We start from the raw sequence: 22183 nt of genomic DNA, 5'->3' as shown, positions 1-22183 counted from the left end.
CATCGGACAAATCACCATACGTAGAGACAATAGCAAGGCAGCCATTAAGGCGTGAATGGCGATTGTTGGGCATAATTCCATTAGAATCCAGGCGAATGAGTGCCGTTCCCATATTTTTAGCACCATTAATCCCAGCATCCCCTTTGGCTCCGCTCAATAAGATGCCTTCAGCATGGGTTCCAGCCCAGACGTAATTATCTGGTGTACGCTCTTCTTTTTGTTGACGGCGGTAATTAAAATGAACCGTCTCAAGCCCTGCTTTGCCATAATAGGCTTTTTCATCTAGGATGCGTTGTTTATGACGAGCCTCTATTTCTTCACGCGTAGGCGGTCTTGCGGCCACTGCCGCTAAACTGGTTTGTGAATTTTTAAGAAGCGCCACCTGTAGTTTTCCATTGATTTCTTTATTTTCAAGCGCAAGCTTCTCTAATTGTTTTTGCATGACGCTTAATAAGGCTTGATTTTCGGAAACGAGGTCGTCTGATTTGTTTGGTGTGTTCTTTTTATTTTTTTCTACCAAGGCTTTGAGTGCATCAATTTGGCGTTGTTGTTTTTCAAGCACTGCCTCATCACTTAATTTGCTAAAGGCGCTGTCTAATACCCCATCAAATACAGGTTTTTTATTTGTAGGAAGCGTAGATTGTGGCTTTGACGAATACAGATAAAATCCATAACACAAACCACCAAGCAGCAGAAAAGCCAAGCCATTACGAAGCTGCTCCATTTTGGCACTTTGATTAAGATTAGCTTTTTTACTTTTCTTTATTAACTTTTTAAACGATTTCATCATGACACGCTTCCTTATTACCCCATGTTGGATTGTTCACGGTAAATGCCATAAAAATAGGCGGTTTGACTGGGTTGCAACATTTTTTCTGACAGCTCCATCGTAACCAGTTTGGGGTGTTCGAATAATGTTGGTGTTAATTCCATGGGTTTGTTGGATTGATTTTCGATGCGATACACATAGCCCGAAGACTCTTTGCCTCGGTATTGTTTCACCAGCGTTACTTTTAACTGTTTATGCAAACGAAAGGTCGTGGGTTTAATGCCCACTTCTTGAAAACCGGAAGGCTGGGTCCCCTCCATAAGAGCAGTCATTAAGTCACTATGTTGGTATTGGCTCTGTTCTTGCGCCTTAGCGTAATCAAACCCTTTTAATTTTTTGGATACCAATTTAATGGTTTTACCCAAATCTTCAGTCGGAGATATGGTGGCTGAGAAATGATGATTCAGATTTGTTGTGAAATAGACGGTTAACGGAATATGCGCTAATGGCTTTAAAATCACAGCTCCATCCAAATCATCCTCTGCATCGAAGCTTTGTTCTACAATAAAGGAATGTTCAGGGAAGCTGACTTTAACAATTCGCTCGCCTTCTACATCAATACGATTAAAGTTAAGAGAAGACAAAGACAGCGCAAATCGCTCCCCTTCTTCAAACTTAAGCGTGGCTGCTGTATTGCCTGCATGCAGTGAGGTAGAAAGCAGGCTACTTAACATGAGGATTTGAAGTGATTTCATTGATGAACCTCCTTAATAGCCTTAGGCCACATCATCCCGTTAAGGTGCGCAAACTGGACTAAATACACTTTCTTTTGTGGTTTAACTTCAAGACCATGACTGGTTCGATTTAACGTTCCATCTACCTTGGCTTGCAGGGTGGATTCATCAATGTGAATGTTCTTTTCATAAAACACGGAACTAATATTTTTTTCTTTCACCACTGAAGACTCTGAGTCCAGAATGGTTTTGAATGCCTCTTGATGAGACGCAGGAATTAAATGGACTAATGAAGCAAATCGAGCTGCTACCGTGTCTGGATTGTAGGTTAATCGTAATTGAATAACCTTTTTAGTCATGTCTTTAATATAAGAAGGTGAAAAGGAGGAGTTACTCAAGAAGTAACCGTCCTCAGTACAGATGGGCAACCAATGAGTTTCTTTGTTATTAACAACATGAATACAAAGCCCACCCAAAATGAACACCGCAATGGTGGATGTGACTGCCCAAGCCAGTGTCAGATGAAGCAACACTTTATTTTTTGAAAGCACATTGTCACGAAATATACTGTTCATAAACTCACCCTACATAGATTCGATGCGCTGAATTAGGGAATGACCTAAAAATAATCGTCGTCATGGCATGCGGTAAGGACCAATAAATCATTCCTAATAAAACCCTTAGTGGCAGCCCCCCATACTGAAGATGCATGATTAAACTTAAAACAGCTCCAATCACAAAAAGCTGCGGTCCATAACCAATCAGTAATCCAATACCCGTGAGTAAATACACAGGTAATCCAGTGGTCAAAGGAACCCCTGCAATGCGCGGTTCCTCTGACAACATAAACGTCGAATAGTTATGCGACATAACTTAAACCCCAATGCGTGAAGATCATCAGTAAAGGCAAACCAATAAATACCCAAGGACTTTTTGTTTTCCACCAGGCAACCCCAGCACCCAAGGTTTCACCTAGATATAAATAGCCAGGCAAATCCGAATTCTTACCAAAGGTGGCACTAACATCTCCTTTCATCGCACTTAAATAATTCTGACCTTCTGCATGTCCAGTGCTGGTAAGGCATAAAACAACGACCCAACTTAAGACCAACAAGGGGACTGACCACTGTATAAATTCATGAAGCTTAATACTGCTCTTCCTGATTACTGCACTGACATTCATAATGCTCTCCTTTAGTTTGATGAACGCTGATTGAGTGAATCTAATTCGTGAATTAAATGATTGATTTTTTGTGTAAAAGGTCGTGTCATTGATGAGAAATAAGGACAATCGTTATAATTAGATGCAACGCGTGCTAATGTTCTATTCGCAAAATCGAGATTATCCCGTGCAAGTTCCATGCGTTCGCCTCGAATTAAGGAGGCAGACTGCTCCATCATGCTTCCTGAATAACCTACATCGATTGTGCAATACTCTTTGAGGTTGGCTTTTGCCAATTGGCTCAAACTAGCTCCCAAAAATTGGCACTCTGAAGCCAACTCCTCTTTATCCAGAGAGGCCGAAAACACGGCTCCCGATAAAAGCAAAGTAGTCAGGAATACTGATGATTTTTTAAGCTTATTTTGTTTCATTTTTGATAAATCTCCGTTTTTTAGGTAAAAAAATCCCCTGAGCCCCTCTTTGTGCTCATTTTTTATTCTTTTTATTTAATGAATCGCAGTTTTAAAAAGAGTGCTTACTCATCCATAGTCACTCCTTTGGCTTAATAATTGATTGTTCTTTTTCAGTTCCGCTAAAATTTGTGACAACACCTGGTTTGTTAAATCCAGTTTTTTGTACAAAGCCACATACTCGGCTGTTTTAGATAGTTCTGGCACCTCGGTATTCAGAGCCAACAGAAACTCATAAAGGCCTCCACTAGTAAATATGTGCTTGAAATATTCGACATCCTGTTCCTCATTCATTGGAATATTGGCTGTAAGTACCTGATTTAGTTTTACGTTGTTTTCAAGCCCTGTCTCTGGCTCAGCATAAGCCACTCCACTTCCAACCAAGAATGTCATCGACAGCATGAGTATTTTAATTACACTCATTAAGTACTCCTTTTTTCTTTGTTGTGAACATAACCCTTTAAAATTAATTCGATGTCTGATCTGTATCTGGAATAGAGCTCTACTCAAGCTTAATCAAAAGATACCCGCAATTGTTTTTACCAAACCCTGTTCTAATGCGGGACGTGCATCCACAAACTTTAGATTCATTTTATTTGCGTTCGACACTACGCGCGTTTTATAGCTTTGATACTTGCTGTCGCGGGAATACTTTTGAGAGATCATTGTGCTACTGCCATTTTTTAGATTCGATTGCACTTGTTCTTTCACCTTAATTCCTTTCCCCACTTTTTCGCTGATTTGAATGTCAGTAATCATCGTGTAATTAATATCTTTAACTAACGAATCCGCAGCCATACCAATTAATCCACCACCCAAACCACCAGCGACCATTCCGGTCGTGGAGTTAGTGAAACTTCCTGCAGCCGTACCTACCACAGCTCCTGCGATAGCTGACTCATAACCACCAAGTAATGCTGATTGGCTCGCTGAAGCACTCATTTTCCCAATTTTTAAGATATTTGCTTGCAAGATATAATGTGCAGCATCTGGATTATTGAGTACTTTATACCCATGATTCATTAATGCGGTTTTTAGCTGAGGCTGGATAGTAACCTCTTCATCAGAAGTATTTCGCACAGAAACATAAACCGTTTTTTGAGCGCTGGATACGGGGTGTAAAAAGATGGTGTCGCTTTGTCCTGTACTCACTTGCAACGAGCCGTGTTCTAGGACAGTGTGAGTTGCCGCACAGCCTGTAAGTACGATCATCGCTCCAACGAGCAATGATTGTGTCAATCCTGATTTAATGTATGCGTTCATTGCATTATCCTTATTTATAAGCAGTTAATTCCAGTGAGATACCCTATTAAACTGACTCGTTAAACGCTCAATCACTGTTTCATTCCATACCACATCATTCGTATAGGTCCCCTCTATAATCTTTTGCATAATTTGCTTTTGAATCTCAAAGCGATGAATGGGAATAGACTTTGGCGCATCAAATGCCAGCTTTATTTGGCTATCGTGTTGTTGCTCTAAGACAGTACAAAATACTTCATTTCCGATAACTACGGTATCTCCTACCCTACGTGTTAAAATCAACATATTTGTTCCTCTTCTATTGGCTTATTTTTATCGGTTAATGCACTGTTTCATTCTCGATCGGATACATTAAAAACAACTGCTGCCTCCTTAATAATGAATAAGCATATATCGCAGCTTGTGCATGTTTATCAAAATCAAAGCCACCTATGTTTAGGGCCGCCTGTTGCAAACAGGAAATACAACTCTCTAAAATATCAAATACTTCTTGTTCTACAGTCATAATGGATTATTTTGATAAGCGATAAGGTTATTGAACCATTATTTAAATGAAGGTGCATTCACCTAGGTGCAAGGATAAGAAAAAAGTGAAAATATTTTTTTAGGATGAATAGGCTAATTAAAATAACTATTGAAATCGTAGGTAATTATCAAATGTTTCATAAGTTTTACATAATCGGTAAAGAGTTGTTCTAGGTTAGACTCATGCAATCCCATGTCCTTTAACCAGTTAAAAAAATCCTCTCCTTTTAACAAATTATGCTCCTCTCTAAATTGTTCGACTTGATATATAAGCTCGTATTCTGTAATTGCATACGTTTGTTGATCAAGAAGAGACAGTAAGTATTGATAATGGATCCTATTCTTTTTTGTTTCAGGAATTGATAGTAATTTAAGAATATTTTCCGCCCTCTGTTGAGAAGCTGAACATTCTGTCTGCTCATGCATAGGAGCACGCAACCAAACAGAAGACAAAGTAGACTCAATTAATTTTTTTTCAAAAAGAGTAAACTCTCTTTTTTTTCTATTTAAATCAGAAACCGTAGAAAGAATGTGTTGTTGGTTTAAAGAAAGCAATAACGACTTTGCATCCTCTTTTTTTGCGTTTATATAATTAGATTTAATCAAATGATAAAGATCTTCTGACACGTGTCGAGCAATTTTCTCCCAAGTTCTTTCAGCATAAAAAATGGATCGTATTGAATTTAAAACAGTTTCATTATTAATACTATTTAGTCGTTCAAGCGTTAGGCGGATATTGATTAAAGGAATAGTTTGTACGTTATTGAATTTAGAATAAGCAATTGCCACTTCATCGTCACCATCTACTTCTTCATTCTTATACATCTCATATATACGTCCATGCCCCCTCATTCCAAAAGAATCCAGCTCCGCTGCTCTTAAAGCACCCATTGAAGCCGCACCCCAAACCTCAATACCGTAGTCTAATGCTGTTAATATTTCTTTATGCCACACAGAAGGAACCCAGGAAAAATTTCCATCGATGATAACTATCCGTTTATATCCTGCTTTTATTGATTTAAGCACATCTCCCTTTTTGATTGAAGGTAAATACATCGCATGGGGAAGTAGATGTATCGCCTCTTGATAGGTTAAGGAAGTTTCTAAAAAAACGACGGTTTCATGCATGACTTATCAAATCCATAGAAACTAGTTTTACTTTTAAAATGCATATTTCTTTGTCATAGTATTTATAAACTAAAATATCCTGATTCTTCCCCTTAATCTTTTCAAATAGAACCGAAAGAGCATCGTCTATCGTCTCTACCGAATAATTGGGCAGCTCAGCAAAACCCTTTTTATCTGTAACAACAGGAAACTCACTAGTTTTAAAATCATACTTAGTATGAATCAAATCATCGCGGGAGCCTGCTATTGTGGTTACTCGCGATTGAATGGCCTCCGTCAGTGCACGATTTAAAGCTATTTGTTTATTGAGATGACATCCACCTCCTTTAAATAGGATTTGATTTTCAAAAGGATTCTTTGATTTAATCAATACCTCAAACGAAGGAATTTCATAAATATTTTCATGAAAGTAAATATGACAATCAAATTTTTGTGTTATATTTTTGACCATTTTGCCATTAACAAAAGCGATCTCAGAGATCTGTTGGGCATTTTGTCGTTCTATTACCTCTAGAATTCCATGTAAAAGGGCCTCTTTATAGTTATTTCCCCCCGAAAGTCCAGTTGTATCAGGAGAGTAAATCAACACTTCTGGCAAATAAGAATTTAGTGAGTACTCAGCAAAAGGCACGAGAATGTTTTTTTTTGCAAATACTAATTCAGCTTGAACCCAATTCATTGGCTGTGATGAATCACTAAAATGTACAGACTTTGAAAGATGATTTATTGGTATAAAAATAGTTTTGTGAGCTAACTCAAGCTCTGACTTATTAGTTAATTGTGGAGCTAACTCTTCAGCAAAATATACTTCAATAGACTCCATCAATGCCGAGCACTGAGCCGCTTCTTTTGTAAATCCTTTTCCTTGACTCGTAGTTAACGATTTTGCTCTAGGCCTTATTGCAGTGTAGACAGGTAGTGCTGTGTAATCTAAATGGGTTAAATCAGCTAATCGTGTAATTCCTGCCAGTTTTTTGAAATGAGACAATAAGCTTAGTGTTTCGCCGTAATTGCGAGCTCTTAAAGACGTTTCTGTATGCTCAAAAATCATTTCGAAAGCCTTTCATTAAGATAATAGGCATCAATGCCTAAGGTTCTAAGTTCTGATACAAACAATTTACTTCGATATCCTGATGCACAATAAAATACCAACTTTTTATCTTTATAGGATAAGAAAAACGAATAATCAGTATTCTCTTTTATAGGAAAAAATAGATCATCATCTAACTTAGCAATCTCTCGTTCTTCTTTTTGCCTTATATCAACCAGAAAATATTTGGTTCTATCAAGTTGCTCCAAGGAAATTCCATAATCAGCGTTTTGATTTTGCAGATATCTTAAGCTGATTTTTCTTTGTTTACATGCAAAACAGTTATTATTTTGCTTTATGGGCATGGAAGAGATGTTGAAGTTTTTTGTATCTATTATTCGTATCTTTGGTACTTTCTCATTCTCTATCTTGAGTAAGTAATTTAACGCAAGATTAGCAGCCATGGTTCCTGCTATTCCTGTCACAGTGCCTAACACACCCGCTTCAGAACAATTAGGTATTACACCTATAGGTGGTGGATTAGGGTATAGACAACGATAACAAAGGTGCTTTGTATCAAATAAAGCAAGCTGAATGATATTGACCAAAATACTACAGCTGATAAATACTTTATTCTTTAAAACACAAATATCGTTAATAAAATATCTTGTTTCAAAATTATCTGTTCCGTCGATGATCAAGTCGACATCAGATACTAAGGAACAGCCAAAATCCACATCAAATCTTTTAGTGTGCGCCTCTATAACCACATTTTTATTAGCTTTACTTAAAACATCTCTCGCCTTTTCTGCCTTATAGAACCCTATATCGGATTCATTAAATAAGATCTGTCTATGCAAATTAGAAAGATCTACTTTATCATCGTCGACAAGAATTAACTTTCCAACACCAGCTGCGGCAAGATATTGAGCTACTGGACTGCCTATCCCGCCGAGTCCAACGATCATAATTGTTGCGTTATTTATTAGTTTTTGACCTTGCTCTCCAATAACAGAAATTTGGCGTTTGTATCTATCCACTCTACTACCCTCCTGAAATTGAAGTTACAATACACACCTCATCATTAGGTTTAAGAGTAATGTCTTTAATGGATGATATCTGTTCTGAGTTAACAAATACGGAAATATATCCCTTTGAACAACCACTGTCGTCAAACATCTTTTCAAAATTTTCTTTATAAAATTCTGCTAATACTTGTTGCAAATTTGATTTATTTGAAACCAATTGGATTTGTTTTCTATCTGAATTAAACTCTATTAATTGATATTTATGCATTTCTATAACCCGTAGATTTTTATATAAACGACATATATAATTTATTTATATTTTTAACAATTGTGACGAAAATATGAACGAACAACTGTTTAAAGACCTTACTAAAAACTCATCAGCAGCCAAAATGAGGCTATAATCGATTTTTAGAATTAATATATTTCTACAATATCTTGCTCTGCAAGAAAGTTCCCTGTTTGATTTATTTCAGTAATAGAATCATCCCAACAAATCACCAGCGCTGACTTAGACATATGCGCCATTTGCTCACTGGTATCATCTGGCCTAACAAAAAGTGTCCACTCATTTTGTACAGAAAGTTCAGGCTTATGAATTCTTTTTATAACACCGTTCTTTCTAGGAAAATAACCACAAACGTAATAGCTTTTATTCTTTACCAAGCGAGGAGGCTCAATCCCACAAACAATACAACATAAAATTGTTTCAAGACTTATGGAATATTTCTTCTGGTATAGCTTATTTAGACCAATACCTGGAGGTCTAGGATTGGTTTCAATAAATTGAATATAACCATCCTCACTCATAAAAAACTCAGTGTGAAGTACCCCGTTATTGAATTCTAATAACTGGCACACCTTAATTGAAGCATCCAAAATTAATTGTCGCTGGTGTGCATCTAAAATATTCAGACTAAATATAGGCAAATTTTTACTGACCATTAAATGATTTGGATGCGTATATTTTCTGGCTTCTACAAATAATATATTCCCATCAAATACTGCCAATTCTGAATGGTATAAATCATCTGCCACATAAGCTTGAACGATATATTTTTTCACATTCTCTTTTTTATTGGTCAAAAAATTACAAAACTCCTCTTCGGTTTTAATATGATATGTCTCATAAGAACCAGAGGAATTAATAGGTTTAATAAATATCTCTTGTACACCTATCTTTTCTTTGATTAATTTTAGGTTTGAAGATTCAATCAATGTAGTTGTTTTAGGATATGAAAATAAACCATCCAATTTTCGATACATAAGATCTTTATGACTTAATAGCATCGATGTACTTAAGCTCATACCTGCAATATTTAGATTTTCCCTGACTTTTGCTATATCAACAAACATATCTTCCGAAAAACAGACTATATAATCAGGGCGAATCGAATCACAAATAGCTAGTAGATCTTCAAATGAAAATGAACTTACTAATACATTTTCTCTGTCCTTAACAAACTTAGATGCATCTTTAATCAAAAAAATGGGAGAAATTCCTAATTGAAAGAGTAGATCACAATCAATTAGTTCATAATCCTGAAGGGGATCAATGCATAACAGTTTCTTTATTTTCATTGTATTTAATACCAAAACATCCTACTAAAAATGTTGTTTTCGAAGGAAACTGCTCAACTGAATAACCAAGCTTATCAGTTACTTCTAAAAAACGAGGATCGTAAGAAAAAATTGTCTCTCTAGGCAGCTTAAATAGGTTATTAGTCACTTGGTTGTTCTTTTCATGAAAAAGGGTTAGCTCCAGATTCGTTGCGCTTTCAAAAAAAGGCGTACTCTTGAAATGACCTAATTTATTTATATGTTCTGCATATTGTAAATAAGTATCGTATATTAATTCACAACGCTGTGGTTTATTTGAAAATGATGATGGCTTGAAAGCCATCTCTTCTTTGAGTATTGAATAAAAAACAGGATCGTTTTTATTTTTATCAAAATGAACAGGCTCCATAACAAAGGGAGTGTATTTGGATTTATATATATCGCGATACACCTCAATAATAAAATCTAAGGGTAACAAATCATCACCAGCAGATAATCCGTAGCCAGGAACTTGTCCTGTTCCTATAGTAATTAATTGGCTAATCGCATTATTAGTGAATTCATTTTGAGATATTTCGGGATTATTTGCCCGAACATAAGCCATTAGATAATTATAAAAAGGTAGATTTGCATAATATCCTGTCTGATTAGAATCAAACTCCATCACTAAACTCAAAAAAGTAGGTAATTTATTCTCTTTTATTAAGGTTACAATTTCAGAGGGAAATACCAATAATCTTGACCGCCAGTTACAATTAGCCGCATCACATAAGCTTTTGAAGGTTAAATAATGATTTCCAAGATCATCTGGGACTGGAATATCTGCCTTAAAATACTTTTCTAAACTAGCATGAGGCCTTGCATCTGCCACAGGACAGAGTAAGAATGTATTCCGTGCGCCTGACGATATTTGCAATATATCTGTTGGATGATGAGTATTTGAAGCATTATAAAGTGAACTAACGCTTAAAAAATCTCCTTCTCTATAGATCTGATGTGTACTCGACTTCCCTTTAAATTCAATAAACATTTCAAGATTCTTTTCTAAAACCATTGAAAAAGGAACTGAAGACAGTCTGCCACCTGTATTTGGTAAATAAAAATGGTGCTCATCTGCAATGATCTGTCCATAATGATATTCAAGTACGGTAAAAAGCATATTTTCAATGCCGTCTATGGTTTCCAATACTTCATAGAGGCGTTTGTTAACCCGAGCTATGTCCGTTTTTACCTTATCCCACGATAATTCACTCATATGGCATCAAAATAAAATCCTATTAATTAACTGAATCATACAAGAGAACATGAGGGTATTCAATCAAGTTGTATTTCATGTAATAAAATTTATTGGTAAAAATAATAATTTTTATTGCATAAATGTATTTCAAGTTATAAATTATGTCACATGGAATGCGTTTTATATAAAAACGGAGTTTTAAATGACAATCGATCATGTGGATAATCAAATCATAAAAATGATAGTCAGCGGCTGTCATGTGAATGACATTGCAGAAGATACAAAAAAGTCTAAAAGATACATTCTTTATCGACTCAGTGACTTAAAAACAAGCTTTAATTGTAAAACCACGCCTCAGTTAATTTATATGCTGACTACATCAGGGTTAATTAAGTAATATTTTTCACATGGATGTATTATGAATAATTCGATTTATTATTTAGGCTTTAACAAGCTTCTTTCATTAACCAAATGCTCTAAAGAAGCACTTCTCTTAGATAAAATAATTTTTCATCATCAAGGCACCCTTCTAAAGCGTGACAATAGATTATGGTTTACAAGGAAAATCCCTGATCTTGCTGCAGAACTTGGGTTTAGTGAAAGCAGAATATACATCTACCTAAAGAGCTTAGAAGAAGAAGGCCTAATTATTCGAAAACGATTTAAATACTATGGTGTACCTCGATCTTTTATAGCAATTACTGAAACACTTCAAAACAAATTACAACTGATCTACAAAGAACCAGAAACCATTATAGAGATAAAAGAAAAGGGGCTTACGCCTGAACCGGATATAAACGAGAGAATGGATTATCTTGTTTCAACAGATACCATTAATAAAGAAAAAAATAGAGTAATTAATAATATTACTTTTCCTAATTCAGACAATAAATTACCATTGACTGAGCTTAATATCGTTAAAGGGATGTTGTTGAATGTTCAAAAGCAACACGGAGTAAAGCTATCCTCACCAGAAAAAGTCTTCGATGAGGTGGTATTTTCATTAAATAACCAAGAGCAATTTCAAAAAATTGGCACTTTTCAACACAAAATTAATATCATTTCTCAACTTCTTCGCACTAATCGCTGGAGAACCCCCAAAGGATTTAATAAATACTCTCCAGAAGGGAAACATTACCAAGAAAAGCAAGATCAAGAAAAGGCGGCCCGCCTGCAATTGAAGAAAGAAGAGTGTACTTATTCTGGATTAGATGAGATAGCTACGAATAACCGTTTATGCAATGTTTATGAATTGGCTCATCATCCAAGTACTAACAAGGAATTGCAAAAATCCCTTCAAATTCAACAAAGTCTTATTAATGGTATTAAAAAAGATATTAAAACAATAAAAAACCCTAATATATTGGATAATTTTCTTAAAATATTAGCTCAAGAAGAAACAAAATTATCTAAGTTACAGGCCGAATTATCGTTACAATAGATTATGCCATTCCATTGATAGCTTCGGTCGAGTTTTTTTGTATACTATTCTCAATCGTTTTAGAACAAAACCAGAGAATAAGTGCACCCAAAATTGCATAAAAACCTAGCTGGGTAAAAGCGCCCAAATAGTGTTCATTACTAATAAGAGGATTTAATGATTCAGATTGAGTCATTAAATTAGAAAAATAATTGGATATTGTGGCTGCTATTCCTGAAGCCATCATCCATATACCCATCATGAGCCCTTGTAATTTTTCTGGTGCAAGACTTCCTATCATCGCGTAACCAACAGGAGCAATAAGTAACTCCCCTATTGCTTGAAGAAGATAATGCACAATAATCCAACTCATGCTAGTTAATCCATCAGTACCACAATTCTCTATGCCAACAGTCAATGCCAAAAACGACAAAGCAATAAACAGTAAGGAACTCATAAATTGTTTTGATATGGAAATGGTGATTTGTTTCTTCCTTAATTTATCAAATAGTTTGACTGCTATAGGTGAGCCAATAATTACAAAAATTGAGTTTAAATTCATTAACCATTGTGGAGGAATATAATAAGAACCCATGTAAATATTCACGTTGTACTTCAAAAATTGAGAAATACCCATCGGTCCTACAAAATAAAGCATCCAAAATACAATTGAACTTCCAGTTAAAAATACAAAAGAATAAATTTTTTTTCGTGCATTATGCGGACTTAAACTACGTCCAAGTAATGTAATATATAATAATGCCGCAGCACCAATAAAAAGTATGAGGCTATTTGCTAACCAGGAATAATAAAACCCTGCTAGAAGGATAGGTATAATTAGTATGATTAATACCAGTCCTAGCTGCCCCCTCTTTATCTCCTCTCTGATATTTACATTATCTTTTGCAAAATATCTCCACGATTTAATTATGAAAAACACCGTAATTAGATTAATCAAATTACTTACTTCAAATAAACGATCGTATCTATCGTTAATATCAATAAACCCACTCATAACATAACCAGAGAGAAACCCTATATTCATTGCGCTGTAATTATAAAAAAATGCTTTTTCTCTTGATTCATTTTCGTTATTAGTAAATTGCTGGGTAATAAGGCAGTTAATACATGTTGATCCTAATCCGCAACCAATAAGGAACAAGCTTAGCCCTAGATATACAAACGATTCAGAAAAATTAAGAACTAGTAGACCTAAAGTTTGTATGAGGGTTGAAATAGCAAATAACAATCGATTAGTTAAAAATCTATCTCCAATATAGCCGGCTACAAAATGCAAAATAAAATTTGATGCAAGAAAAAATCCCACGATTCCATTGGATTGCATTTGAGTTAAGCCAATGTTCTTTGTCAAGTAAAGGGATAAGGATGAAAATAAAATTGCAAAACTGAATGTAGTTATTGCATTTAACCAATGTAGATAAACTATCCCTTTTCGCTTGCCTCTTACAGCATGCATTTCATTTCCTTAATAAAAAACTTTTTATTGTTACATCACACAAGCAATTTCTTCAAATTGTGAACCAAATAAATCGCTCCACATTCTCAATTCATTACTCGTCAGCCATAAGCTAAAACTTGTATTAGAAATTTTCCATGTTCATAATAGAATCAAAGAAATTTTTATCTCCCAAACTTAATCGTATAGAGACAGCCTTTCTAATTAACCCTGTACGCACATCTTTCATCAATGGTTTCGTAAGCTTAATTTTTTTTTCAATTTCCAATATCCTATTTTTTGTCTCTTCGGTGAAAAAGACTTGTGTGGCTCCTTCTAAAGGAGCTTGATTTAAACCTTCAAAGATATCATCAATCAACTCTGCATAATCCAGATCTCTTTCATAATCGCCCCATTTTATATCTGAAAGCGTATACAGATAATATTTAACTGCATCCTCAATAAGTAATGATTGCTTTCCTCTTCCCTTATAATCGATTTCAGCTTGTTTTCGAAGCTTCTCTTTAATATCTTTTGGAAATCTTATGCATACGAGCCACTTCTCCTTTTTCTGAGGTGCTTGGAAGAATAACTTTTTACTCTTTCGTTTTTCTGTCATAAACCACCATTTATTAAATAATCAAAACAATCAAAATAGCAAATATTTTCTTTATTTTTCATAATGTTATTGTTAGTTTGCTCCGGGGCATGTCTCTTCTTCTAAAGCCATTTCTTTAATTTTATTCAGAATTATTTCTAGGGTTTTGTAGGATGAGTCTTGTATTTCTAGATTATTAATTTCTGGGAACCTAGTTAATAAAAGTCGTTGTAAAGAATCAGATTCCTTCTGATCGCCAATTTTAAAGGTTGCATACTTCTTTATAGCTCCACCTTGTCGTCCTCGAGATTTAATTACCTTTTTTTTATTTGGTATTTGATTAGAATTTGATTGAGACAAAGCTAACTCGATTTCTTTATAAGATTTAGGAGCTAATGCTCTGATCATTTTAAAAGTGAGCGCGTTGTCATTGATTTTAGAGAATAAAATTGGTGGATAATTTTCTCGTTTGGAACAAATGGTTCGTAATGCACTTACTATTCCCTCCCCTAATCCAATAATGGAAGATAATTCTTTATTTTTAAGAGATTGTACATTTGTATCAGACAAGAGCTGTTGGAATATTTGGAAATTTTGGGATACAGTTAAACCTTTTCTCAAATTATTTTCGGACAATTGTCGCCTAAGTTTACGATGTTTAACTTTGAGTTTAACAAGCATGCTTTCGTCAGTGATTTCTATACAAGTCACTGTGGAAACACCAGCCATCATTGCCGCAAGACGTCTCTGGTGACCTTCTAAAATTACATATCCATAATCCAGATTTGTATTTTGAAAATAATCGGGATCATTCTGCCGATCAGTTAAAAATATCTCAATTGGTTCAATTAAACCATCTGTTCTTATCGAAAATGCTAGCTCTCTTAAAAAGTTATAACTTTCTTCAATACCCTCATCTGGTTCGATGATTAATTGTGAAAATTCAGGGATATTAAACTCTCCTGTTTCATCTGAAAACTTGCAAAGTGATTTATCACTTCCAATAAATAAATGCTGTTTCAACCAATGTTCATCAATAACTTCTCCTGGTCTTGGGTTAAATGGATCAGGGATCAAAGTAAATGGATCTTGCTCAACTAACTGTTTGCCTCTTGTAAATTTTAAATTAGCTGTTATCGCTGCTCTAGTAATGGTATCAGGTTTATTGATTTTATTAGATGTCAGCGATTTCGTAATTATTTTCTTTTTGAGTGACATTGCCCTTATCTCCTAGTACTTCGTTATATACAAACTCCCCTAATGCTACTGCTTCAATCGCAAATCTATCGTTGTCCTTTAACTCAGTATATGGTGCAGTAATAGGTGCTTGATCTTCATCAATATCAACTGCTCTAGGGGAGTCATGTATTTCTATATCCTCTATAAGTAATCTTGATAACAATGGATTTGCTTTGATGGTATCAACTATTCGGTTTTGAGGTGTTCGTTTGTTATAATCAACTTTATTTTTTAATAAACCAATAATTTTAGCTTGTGCATTTGCAGGTCTATAAACATTTTGACGGTTTACAAGATCCACCATCCCAGCTAGTCCTTGAAGTGATTTATTACTCAGCTCCAATGGAATTAAAACATGAGTTGCTGCACGAATAGCACTTTGAGTTAATGGTCCTTTAGCTGGTGGCGTATCAATAAGGATCAAATCATACCCACAATCAATAAACTCATCCATTGCGAAAAAATCATAAGGTCGCTGTACAATGCTCTCTAAGCTGTCGCTATATTCAAACGCCTCAATATCCTTAATAAGTCCAGCATCACTCGGCAATATTTCTAAATTTTCAAGATCGGTTGGATAAGGAACAACTGGACTCTCTGTCCACATATCCAAAGCAGAAGAACGGCCATCCCAGCCATCATCATCGGGATCATTCGGATCAAAATCTGGGTGTAAAGGAGGTTTATAATTAGACATATCCCTTATACGTGTATCTCGAAGAAATCTGTATGACATATTTCCTTGAGGATCGAAATCTAGAACGAGAACTTTCTTATTCTTCTTAAAGGCGATATATGTTGAAATCAATTGACTTATTAAACTTTTACCAACACCTCCCTTGTTATTAGCAACCACTAGAATTTTTGGAATCTTCTTTTTCATTGGATTACTCCATTTTAATTATTTTCATATAAAATGTATCTTAGTGAGAAATCGTAGTCAATATAAATCAATACTGTATTGAGTATTATTTTTGTTTTTTCATCAAAAAAATTTACCTATCTTAAGAAGCCATCCAATCTGCTTATTCAAGCCGCAAAAAACTGCGTTAAAACAACAATATAATGGTTTTGGTCATTTTTAGTGATTTATTAAAAAATGTATTGATCTAAACGAAATTCCGATCCACAATATTTTATATCTGTTAGTTGTATTGAGTATTAGTCAACAAGTAACATTAACTAAATAAAGATAATAAATGAATAAAAAACGAAGAGAATAAAAACAAAAGGGTTGTAGAAAGTCTGCCAACTTTCTACAACCCTGTAATAAATTTAGCCCTTAGAACGAGACTAAAATATATAAAGAACTTCTTTCGACCGATAGTTCTTTGATATTTCATTTTCTATTTTAGCCTCGTTCCCTAAAAAAAACAATAAGATAAGGACATTATCTATGGGGAACCTTTGCTCAATTTTTCATGTGAGATTTAAAAATCTCATGAAAGTGATTCCATCTGCTAGAAAAGCACAGTTAGTAGATTATATACTTCTCGGCTGGCAATCTAGCACTTACAAATTAAAAAACTCCGATCGAGTCTGGTTTATGAAACCCTATGCTCAAATCGTAGAGGACACAGGAATTCCTAAAAGCACGCTCGAGCGATATATCAAGGAATTACATGAGGAGGGGTTTATTGAACGCCGGCAAGCTCTTTACAGCCGAACCAAAGAACAAGGTGGATTTGAAGTCAAGAAGGGAACATACATTCATATTACTGAAAAACTACTTGCTCTGATTAAATCTTCTGATCCTGTTACAGGGTCACCCCAGATTAATACAACACATATCCACAACGATCAAAACGATTCTTATCAGAAATGTAATGAAGAGAAGGGTAATCTAATTTCAGAATGTAATAATTTTGATATAAATGAGGGAATCGATCCCCTCAAAATGAGGGGATTATATATAAGTGATCTTTATTCTTCTTTTTCTATTAATAATATTATTTTTAAAAAGTTAATTTGTTCTGTGGATAAACCAACATTACAAAGATTAAGCCAGCAATTCGAAACAATTCAGAATTTACTTTACTCAGAAATCAAAGAAGAAATCCCTGATGAAGTAAAAAAACTGCTTTTGGGAACTTTTTTCAATTTAACCTTTGAACACAAGAAACAATTTTCATCCCCCAAACAACTGGCAGCCGAATACTTATTTGCCCTATTAAATATCGATTTTTATTTACCTAATGTTGCGTGTTTTAAACACCGAAATAATATTCTTTCCAAAATGATTCGGCGCAATCAATGGCGAACCCCTAAAGGTTTTTATAAGCATTTCTATTTGGGGCAGAATTTTAAAGACAAACATGAATTACTTGAACAACACTGGCAACAAGAAAAAGATGAGGAAATCAATCTTATCTATAGTATGAACCATGATGATAAAGACGATCGGTTGATTCAAATTGAATCTCAAATGTATGAAAAAAGCTGCTTAATTGATAAATTGACTCAAAGTATTTATCAACAATCTAATGAAGAAGTTATATTCAAGATTCGAGAACAGATTCAGAGCTTAAGACTTGAATTGGAATATCTATGGCATCAACAAACGCTTATTGAGCAAGAAAGTGAGCAGCAACATCTTTTGACTAATACAAAACTTTGTGCATGAGTATACTAAAAAATAGTAAATTGAATTATTTAAGATCAAATACAAGAGTTATTCACATTTTCTGTTGATAACTCTGTGGGATAACAGTGAGGTTGCAAAATGGAATATACGAAACAGATATTAGCAATGCTAAGAGAGGGCGATTTTGCACATCCTGGAGAAACTGAGGCAATCGAGCTTTCTTTGTCACCTATCGCTAAAAACAGTGAAGCACGCTTACTTGATGTCGGATGTGGATTAGGTGGAACTGCTCATTATGTACAAAAAAAAGGATGGGGTACAGTTACAGGCGTTGATATCGATAGTGATCTTATTGATCGCGCAAAGACGAGCTATCCTGATGTTCAATTTATATGCGAAGATATTTTGAACAGCACTAAGCTTGCCCACAAATCATTTCAATGTATCTATAGCTTCAGTGCCTTTTTTTGTTTTGAATCGCAAGAAATTGCTTTAAAAAAATTATCACAACTTTCAGATTCCCATGGGAGGCTCGTTTTATTTGATTATTCAAGACCCGATGCGACACCAATTCAAAGCCCCTTTCCATGGTCAAAAACAGCTTCTCGTTTTAATCCAATTTATTTACCCGAATTAAAACAGCAGCTTTCTGAAACTGGATGGAGATTTAATGAAAGTGTTGATCTAACTGAGTACTTTATTCGTTGGTATACGCTTTTATTACACTCGTTTGAACAAAAGCGCGAGCAGGTTGCGCAGCAATTTGGTCAACGCGCTTGGGATATTCTGTATTCAGGATTCAAGCAATTATTGAGGGATCTCAATACAAAAAAAATAGGTGGTATTGTGGTGTATGCAAGCCTGAATCATGTTTAACCTATTTTAAGAACCGATATTTCTAACAGGAAAGAAGGGTACTTGAGAGTGTACATGCATTCGAGACTTATTATTCGATGTCTTTATCCGAGATACTTTTTCTATAGAAAAAACAAAGAACCATTTTATAATGACACCTATTTTTTTCTTCATGGTATCTTATGTTTCGACTCTTAGTTCTACTGTGCTGTATCTCTCTAAGTTATGCCCAGTCTCCAGGCTCTTTTTCACAATCTAAGAAATGCAGCCCAATTATTTCAGAAACACCCACAAACCATATATTGCCGATGCCGTTATGAAGATAAAGAAGTCAACTTAGCCAGTTGTGGTATGCAAGTTGCTGATTCAGTCAAAAGAGCACATCGCATTGAGTGGGAGCATATTATGGCTGCCGAACATTTTGGGCGGCAATTTGCATGTTGGCGTGAACCAATGTGTGAGGACAAACAGGGCAAACCCTATAAAGGGCGACGATGTTGTGAAAAAATCGATGAACAATTTCGCCATGTGGAAGCCGAACTTTATAACTTATGGCCAGAAGTTGGGGTGGTGAATCAGGCCCGTTCGAACTATCGGTTTAGCGTGTTGCCAGAACAACCCGATTATCTGGGATGTACGATGAAAATTGATAAAAAATTGCGGCGTGCTGAGCCGCCTGATTCTGCCAAAGGAGTTGTGGCACGCGCTTATTTATGGCCGAACATTATGGATTATCATTAAGCTCATCGCAAAGACAATTGTTTATGGTCTGGAATAAAACATTTCCTCCAAGCTCCTGGGAAAAACAATGGGCATTGCACGTTGCTGCAATTGAGGGATATGAAAATCCTTACATTATAAATTGGCAGGAAAATGCATCGCTTAGGATGACTTCTCGATAAGGAAAATAACTTTGGTGGTTTTTCTTGTTGGGTCATTGGCATCATCCATTTGATAAGAAGATTTTTTTGTGTAAATAATGAACAAAAATTTTCCCTCTATTAACTCAATTTATTTTGAACTGTGTTTCAATACTGAATCAAAAGCAAACGCACGAATTCTTTTTATGAGTAGTTCACGAGACTGTTCTCATTAATCGGGATTAAGGGGCTATACTGATAAGACTTCCTAAATGGACGAAATCATGTGTGGTCGATTTGCTTATGTGGCGTCAATATACAGGGATACCTACTTCAATAGGAATTGGTGCCACCAAAACCTTGGCTAAAGTGGCGAATCATTTATGTAAAAAGGTCTTGAAAATACCGGTATTCAACATCACGTCAAACCGTGAGCAATTATTAAAGCAAATTGCAGTAGGGGATATATGGGGAGTAGGGCGGCAATGGGAAAATAAATTAATCGCGCGCGGCATTCATACTGCCTATGATTTGGCAATGACCAATACACATCTTTTAAAGAAGAGTTTTAATGTCGTGTTAATGCGTACGGCCATGGAGCTTCAAGGAGTTTCCTGTAATGGTTTAGAAGAGGTTGAACCAAAAAAAAGTATCATGTCGTCAAAAAGTTTTGGGCAGATGCAAACCCGATACGCCTCTATTGCCGAATCGGTAAGTAGCCATTGTGCCCGGGCCGTTGAAAAAATGCGTAACCAGCAATTGGTAGCGCAGCGCATGTTTGTTTTTGTCCATACCAATCGGTTTCGGGAAGATTTGGCACAACACTTTCAGGTCATGGAGTTTCGTTTTGTTAATGCAACCGATGATTTGCGATTAATTACTAAAATCGCCAAACGTTGTCTGCAACGTATTTTTAAACCAGGGTATTACTATAAAAAAGCAGGGGTATGTCTTGAAGATTTAATTCCTAAAAACCCTCGTCAGCTGGACATGTTTCATCAGCCAAGTGATGAGCAATTACATCATACGGAACAACTGATGTGCGTGTTTGATCAAATCAATCAAAAGTATGGAAGAAGCACGATTCGACTCGCGGCTGAAGGATATTCAAAACCCTGGGCAATGCGTGCTGAACTTAAATCACCTGCCTATACCACGCGGTGGTCTGAGGTTCCCCAAGTTCGTTTGTATTGAAAGGTTTCTATCATGAATGAATTAAAGGACAAAAAAATTGAAATGAATCCGATAAGAAAAATCATTCATATTGATATGGATTGTTTTTATGCTGCAATTGAAATGCGTGATTTTCCTGAACTTGCAAATAAACCAATAGCAGTAGGAGGGGCGGCTGACCGAAGAGGGGTTATTGCAACATGTAATTATGCGGCACGAGCATTTGGAGTACGCTCAGCCATGTCCACAGCTCAAGCCTTAAAATTATGTCGCCACCTCGTCTTATGGCCTGTACGCATGGAGGTTTATCGAAACGAAAGTCAGTACATTAGAGCTTTATTTGAAGAATATACCGATCTTATTGAACCTTTATCCTTGGATGAAGCTTATCTTGATGTAACAGATTCTTCTAATTGCAAAGGAAGCGCTACGTGGATGGCACAAGAATTGCGCGCGCGAATTTATCAGACACGACAATTGACAGCGAGTGCCGGAATTGCCCCCGAACAAGAGTTTGGCAAAAATTCCTAGTGATGAGCATAAACCTAATGGACAAAAGGTAAGAAGCCAGAAGGAGTGGCTGCATTTATGATTGATTTACCGTTGCGATGCCTATCATTATGGCTCTGTTTACGTCTTTAGTGTGGTAAGTAAAAAGAGTCGATAAGAGCATCAATTTAATTGTTATTCGCATAAAGTGATTTTGAGTTACTTTCATGGATGATATCAGTTATTATGAAATAGGGTTAGCATACTGATTATCTCTAGAATAAATATAAATCAATATAATATCAAACTTAATAAGTTCATCTAGGAACAAGTGGCAGAAGGGAATGCGTTTTTTCATTAAGATATCAATGACAATTTTGTTAAGTGTGCTGTTTCAGGAGGCGGCGGTTCAAGCAGCACCCTTAACCTTTCGTGAAGCTTTGGATATTGCTTGTCGCAATAACCCTGAATTACAAGCAGAAATGGATAAAGCACAAGCTATGCGTGGTGCCTTTATTCAAAGTGGCTTGTATCCTAATCCTCAGCTGACCTTAACTGCGGAAAATTTTGGCGGGTCTGGAAGTTATTCAAGTTATGAGGCCG

25 protein-coding genes and 4 pseudogenes are annotated in these 22183 nt (G+C 35.6%); 9 read left to right on the top strand and 20 right to left on the bottom strand.

Going from position 1 to position 22183, the window contains the following annotated elements:
* The 16 genes and pseudogenes from A8O27_RS17095 to A8O27_RS17020 form a co-directional block, all read right to left on the bottom strand.
* Positions 1-790 (bottom strand): annotated as a pseudogene (locus A8O27_RS17095) (conjugal transfer protein TraB); the annotation flags it as partial.
* Between the two features lie 14 nt (positions 791-804).
* On the bottom strand, positions 805-1524 hold the full coding sequence (traK, locus tag A8O27_RS17090; RefSeq protein ID WP_058460958.1) for a type-F conjugative transfer system secretin TraK: 720 nt from the start codon (positions 1522-1524) through the stop codon (positions 805-807).
* Positions 1521-2078: a TraE/TraK family type IV conjugative transfer system protein gene (locus A8O27_RS17085; RefSeq protein ID WP_058460959.1), complete on the bottom strand. Its 558-nt coding sequence runs from the start codon at positions 2076-2078 to the stop codon at positions 1521-1523. Before A8O27_RS17085 ends, traK begins: the two co-directional genes overlap by 4 nt.
* Before the next feature lie 4 nt (positions 2079-2082).
* Positions 2083-2373, bottom strand: a complete 291-nt coding sequence (traL, locus tag A8O27_RS17080; RefSeq protein WP_058460960.1) for a type IV conjugative transfer system protein TraL — start codon at positions 2371-2373, stop codon at positions 2083-2085.
* Positions 2363-2686, bottom strand: a complete 324-nt coding sequence (locus A8O27_RS17075) for a pilus assembly protein (protein WP_058460961.1) — start codon at positions 2684-2686, stop codon at positions 2363-2365. The genes traL and A8O27_RS17075 overlap by 11 nt, the downstream gene beginning before the upstream one ends.
* A gap of 11 nt (positions 2687-2697) precedes the next feature.
* A complete protein-coding gene (locus A8O27_RS17070; RefSeq protein ID WP_058460962.1) occupies positions 2698-3096 on the bottom strand; it encodes a hypothetical protein in 399 nt (132 codons plus the stop codon).
* Between the two features lie 108 nt (positions 3097-3204).
* The gene (locus tag A8O27_RS17065; protein WP_082891537.1) at positions 3205-3558 is read right to left on the bottom strand and encodes a hypothetical protein; all 354 of its coding nucleotides are present in this window, start codon (positions 3556-3558) and stop codon (positions 3205-3207) included.
* Positions 3559-3651: 93 nt separating this feature from the next.
* The gene (locus A8O27_RS17060) at positions 3652-4398 is read right to left on the bottom strand and encodes a complement resistance protein TraT (protein WP_058460963.1); all 747 of its coding nucleotides are present in this window, start codon (positions 4396-4398) and stop codon (positions 3652-3654) included.
* Between the two features lie 24 nt (positions 4399-4422).
* On the bottom strand, positions 4423-4683 hold the full coding sequence (locus A8O27_RS17055) for a carbon storage regulator (protein ID WP_058460964.1): 261 nt from the start codon (positions 4681-4683) through the stop codon (positions 4423-4425).
* A gap of 34 nt (positions 4684-4717) precedes the next feature.
* Positions 4718-4903: a hypothetical protein gene (locus A8O27_RS17050; RefSeq protein ID WP_011212471.1), complete on the bottom strand. Its 186-nt coding sequence runs from the start codon at positions 4901-4903 to the stop codon at positions 4718-4720.
* Positions 4904-5016: 113 nt separating this feature from the next.
* Positions 5017-6051: a TfuA-like protein gene (locus tag A8O27_RS17045; protein WP_058460965.1), complete on the bottom strand. Its 1035-nt coding sequence runs from the start codon at positions 6049-6051 to the stop codon at positions 5017-5019.
* Positions 6044-7102: a YcaO-like family protein gene (locus A8O27_RS17040; protein ID WP_058460966.1), complete on the bottom strand. Its 1059-nt coding sequence runs from the start codon at positions 7100-7102 to the stop codon at positions 6044-6046. The genes A8O27_RS17045 and A8O27_RS17040 overlap by 8 nt, the downstream gene beginning before the upstream one ends.
* The gene (locus tag A8O27_RS17035) at positions 7099-8121 is read right to left on the bottom strand and encodes a HesA/MoeB/ThiF family protein (protein ID WP_058460967.1); all 1023 of its coding nucleotides are present in this window, start codon (positions 8119-8121) and stop codon (positions 7099-7101) included. The genes A8O27_RS17040 and A8O27_RS17035 overlap by 4 nt, the downstream gene beginning before the upstream one ends.
* 4 nt (positions 8122-8125) lie before the next feature.
* Positions 8126-8377 carry a MoaD/ThiS family protein gene (locus tag A8O27_RS17030; protein WP_011212467.1) on the bottom strand — a complete coding sequence of 84 codons (252 nt, stop codon included), beginning with the start codon at positions 8375-8377 and terminating at the stop codon, positions 8126-8128.
* Positions 8378-8526: 149 nt separating this feature from the next.
* A complete protein-coding gene (locus A8O27_RS17025; protein ID WP_058460968.1) occupies positions 8527-9690 on the bottom strand; it encodes an ATP-grasp domain-containing protein in 1164 nt (387 codons plus the stop codon).
* Positions 9662-10924, bottom strand: coding sequence for a hypothetical protein (locus tag A8O27_RS17020; protein WP_058460969.1), 1263 nt, complete (start codon positions 10922-10924; stop codon positions 9662-9664). The genes A8O27_RS17025 and A8O27_RS17020 overlap by 29 nt, the downstream gene beginning before the upstream one ends.
* A gap of 184 nt (positions 10925-11108) precedes the next feature.
* Between A8O27_RS17020 and A8O27_RS17015 the strand changes: the two genes are divergently transcribed.
* The gene (locus tag A8O27_RS17015; RefSeq protein WP_011212464.1) at positions 11109-11303 is read left to right on the top strand and encodes a hypothetical protein; all 195 of its coding nucleotides are present in this window, start codon (positions 11109-11111) and stop codon (positions 11301-11303) included.
* 21 nt (positions 11304-11324) lie between these two features.
* Complete coding sequence (locus tag A8O27_RS17010; RefSeq protein ID WP_058460970.1) at positions 11325-12347, top strand: helix-turn-helix domain-containing protein; 1023 nt, start codon at positions 11325-11327, stop codon at positions 12345-12347.
* A gap of 1 nt (position 12348) precedes the next feature.
* Here the strand turns inward: A8O27_RS17010 and A8O27_RS17005 are convergent, their stop codons facing one another.
* From A8O27_RS17005 to A8O27_RS16990, 4 genes are all read right to left on the bottom strand, one after another.
* The gene (locus A8O27_RS17005) at positions 12349-13803 is read right to left on the bottom strand and encodes a peptide MFS transporter (RefSeq protein ID WP_058460971.1); all 1455 of its coding nucleotides are present in this window, start codon (positions 13801-13803) and stop codon (positions 12349-12351) included.
* A 124-nt stretch (positions 13804-13927) separates the two neighbouring features.
* Positions 13928-14401, bottom strand: coding sequence for a hypothetical protein (locus tag A8O27_RS17000; protein ID WP_058460972.1), 474 nt, complete (start codon positions 14399-14401; stop codon positions 13928-13930).
* Between the two features lie 72 nt (positions 14402-14473).
* Complete coding sequence (locus A8O27_RS16995) at positions 14474-15598, bottom strand: ParB/RepB/Spo0J family partition protein (protein ID WP_058460973.1); 1125 nt, start codon at positions 15596-15598, stop codon at positions 14474-14476.
* The gene (locus A8O27_RS16990; RefSeq protein WP_058460974.1) at positions 15555-16502 is read right to left on the bottom strand and encodes a ParA family protein; all 948 of its coding nucleotides are present in this window, start codon (positions 16500-16502) and stop codon (positions 15555-15557) included. Before A8O27_RS16990 ends, A8O27_RS16995 begins: the two co-directional genes overlap by 44 nt.
* Before the next feature lie 663 nt (positions 16503-17165).
* Between A8O27_RS16990 and A8O27_RS16985 the strand changes: the two genes are divergently transcribed.
* The 7 genes and pseudogenes from A8O27_RS16985 to A8O27_RS16960 all read left to right on the top strand — a co-directional run.
* The gene (locus A8O27_RS16985; RefSeq protein ID WP_259293098.1) at positions 17166-18242 is read left to right on the top strand and encodes a helix-turn-helix domain-containing protein; all 1077 of its coding nucleotides are present in this window, start codon (positions 17166-17168) and stop codon (positions 18240-18242) included.
* 99 nt (positions 18243-18341) lie between these two features.
* Positions 18342-19079, top strand: coding sequence for a class I SAM-dependent methyltransferase (locus A8O27_RS16980; protein WP_064115136.1), 738 nt, complete (start codon positions 18342-18344; stop codon positions 19077-19079).
* 204 nt (positions 19080-19283) lie between these two features.
* Positions 19284-19799: an endonuclease gene (locus A8O27_RS16975; protein WP_235810542.1), complete on the top strand. Its 516-nt coding sequence runs from the start codon at positions 19284-19286 to the stop codon at positions 19797-19799.
* Positions 19772-19960 carry an HNH endonuclease family protein gene (locus tag A8O27_RS19415; protein WP_235810543.1) on the top strand — a complete coding sequence of 63 codons (189 nt, stop codon included), beginning with the start codon at positions 19772-19774 and terminating at the stop codon, positions 19958-19960. Before A8O27_RS16975 ends, A8O27_RS19415 begins: the two co-directional genes overlap by 28 nt.
* A 270-nt stretch (positions 19961-20230) precedes the next feature.
* Positions 20231-21112 (top strand): annotated as a pseudogene (locus A8O27_RS16970) (DUF4113 domain-containing protein); the annotation flags it as partial.
* A gap of 42 nt (positions 21113-21154) precedes the next feature.
* Positions 21155-21706 (top strand): annotated as a pseudogene (gene dinB / locus A8O27_RS16965) (DNA polymerase IV); the annotation flags it as partial.
* A gap of 242 nt (positions 21707-21948) precedes the next feature.
* Positions 21949-22183, top strand: a pseudogene (locus A8O27_RS16960) (TolC family protein); the annotation flags it as partial.

The organism is Legionella bozemanae (assembly GCF_001648595.1).
Taxonomy (GTDB): Bacteria; Pseudomonadota; Gammaproteobacteria; order Legionellales; family Legionellaceae; genus Legionella; species Legionella bozemanae.
The sequence above is the reverse complement of the archived record's forward strand: the minus strand, read 5'-3'. Positions and strand labels throughout refer to the sequence as shown.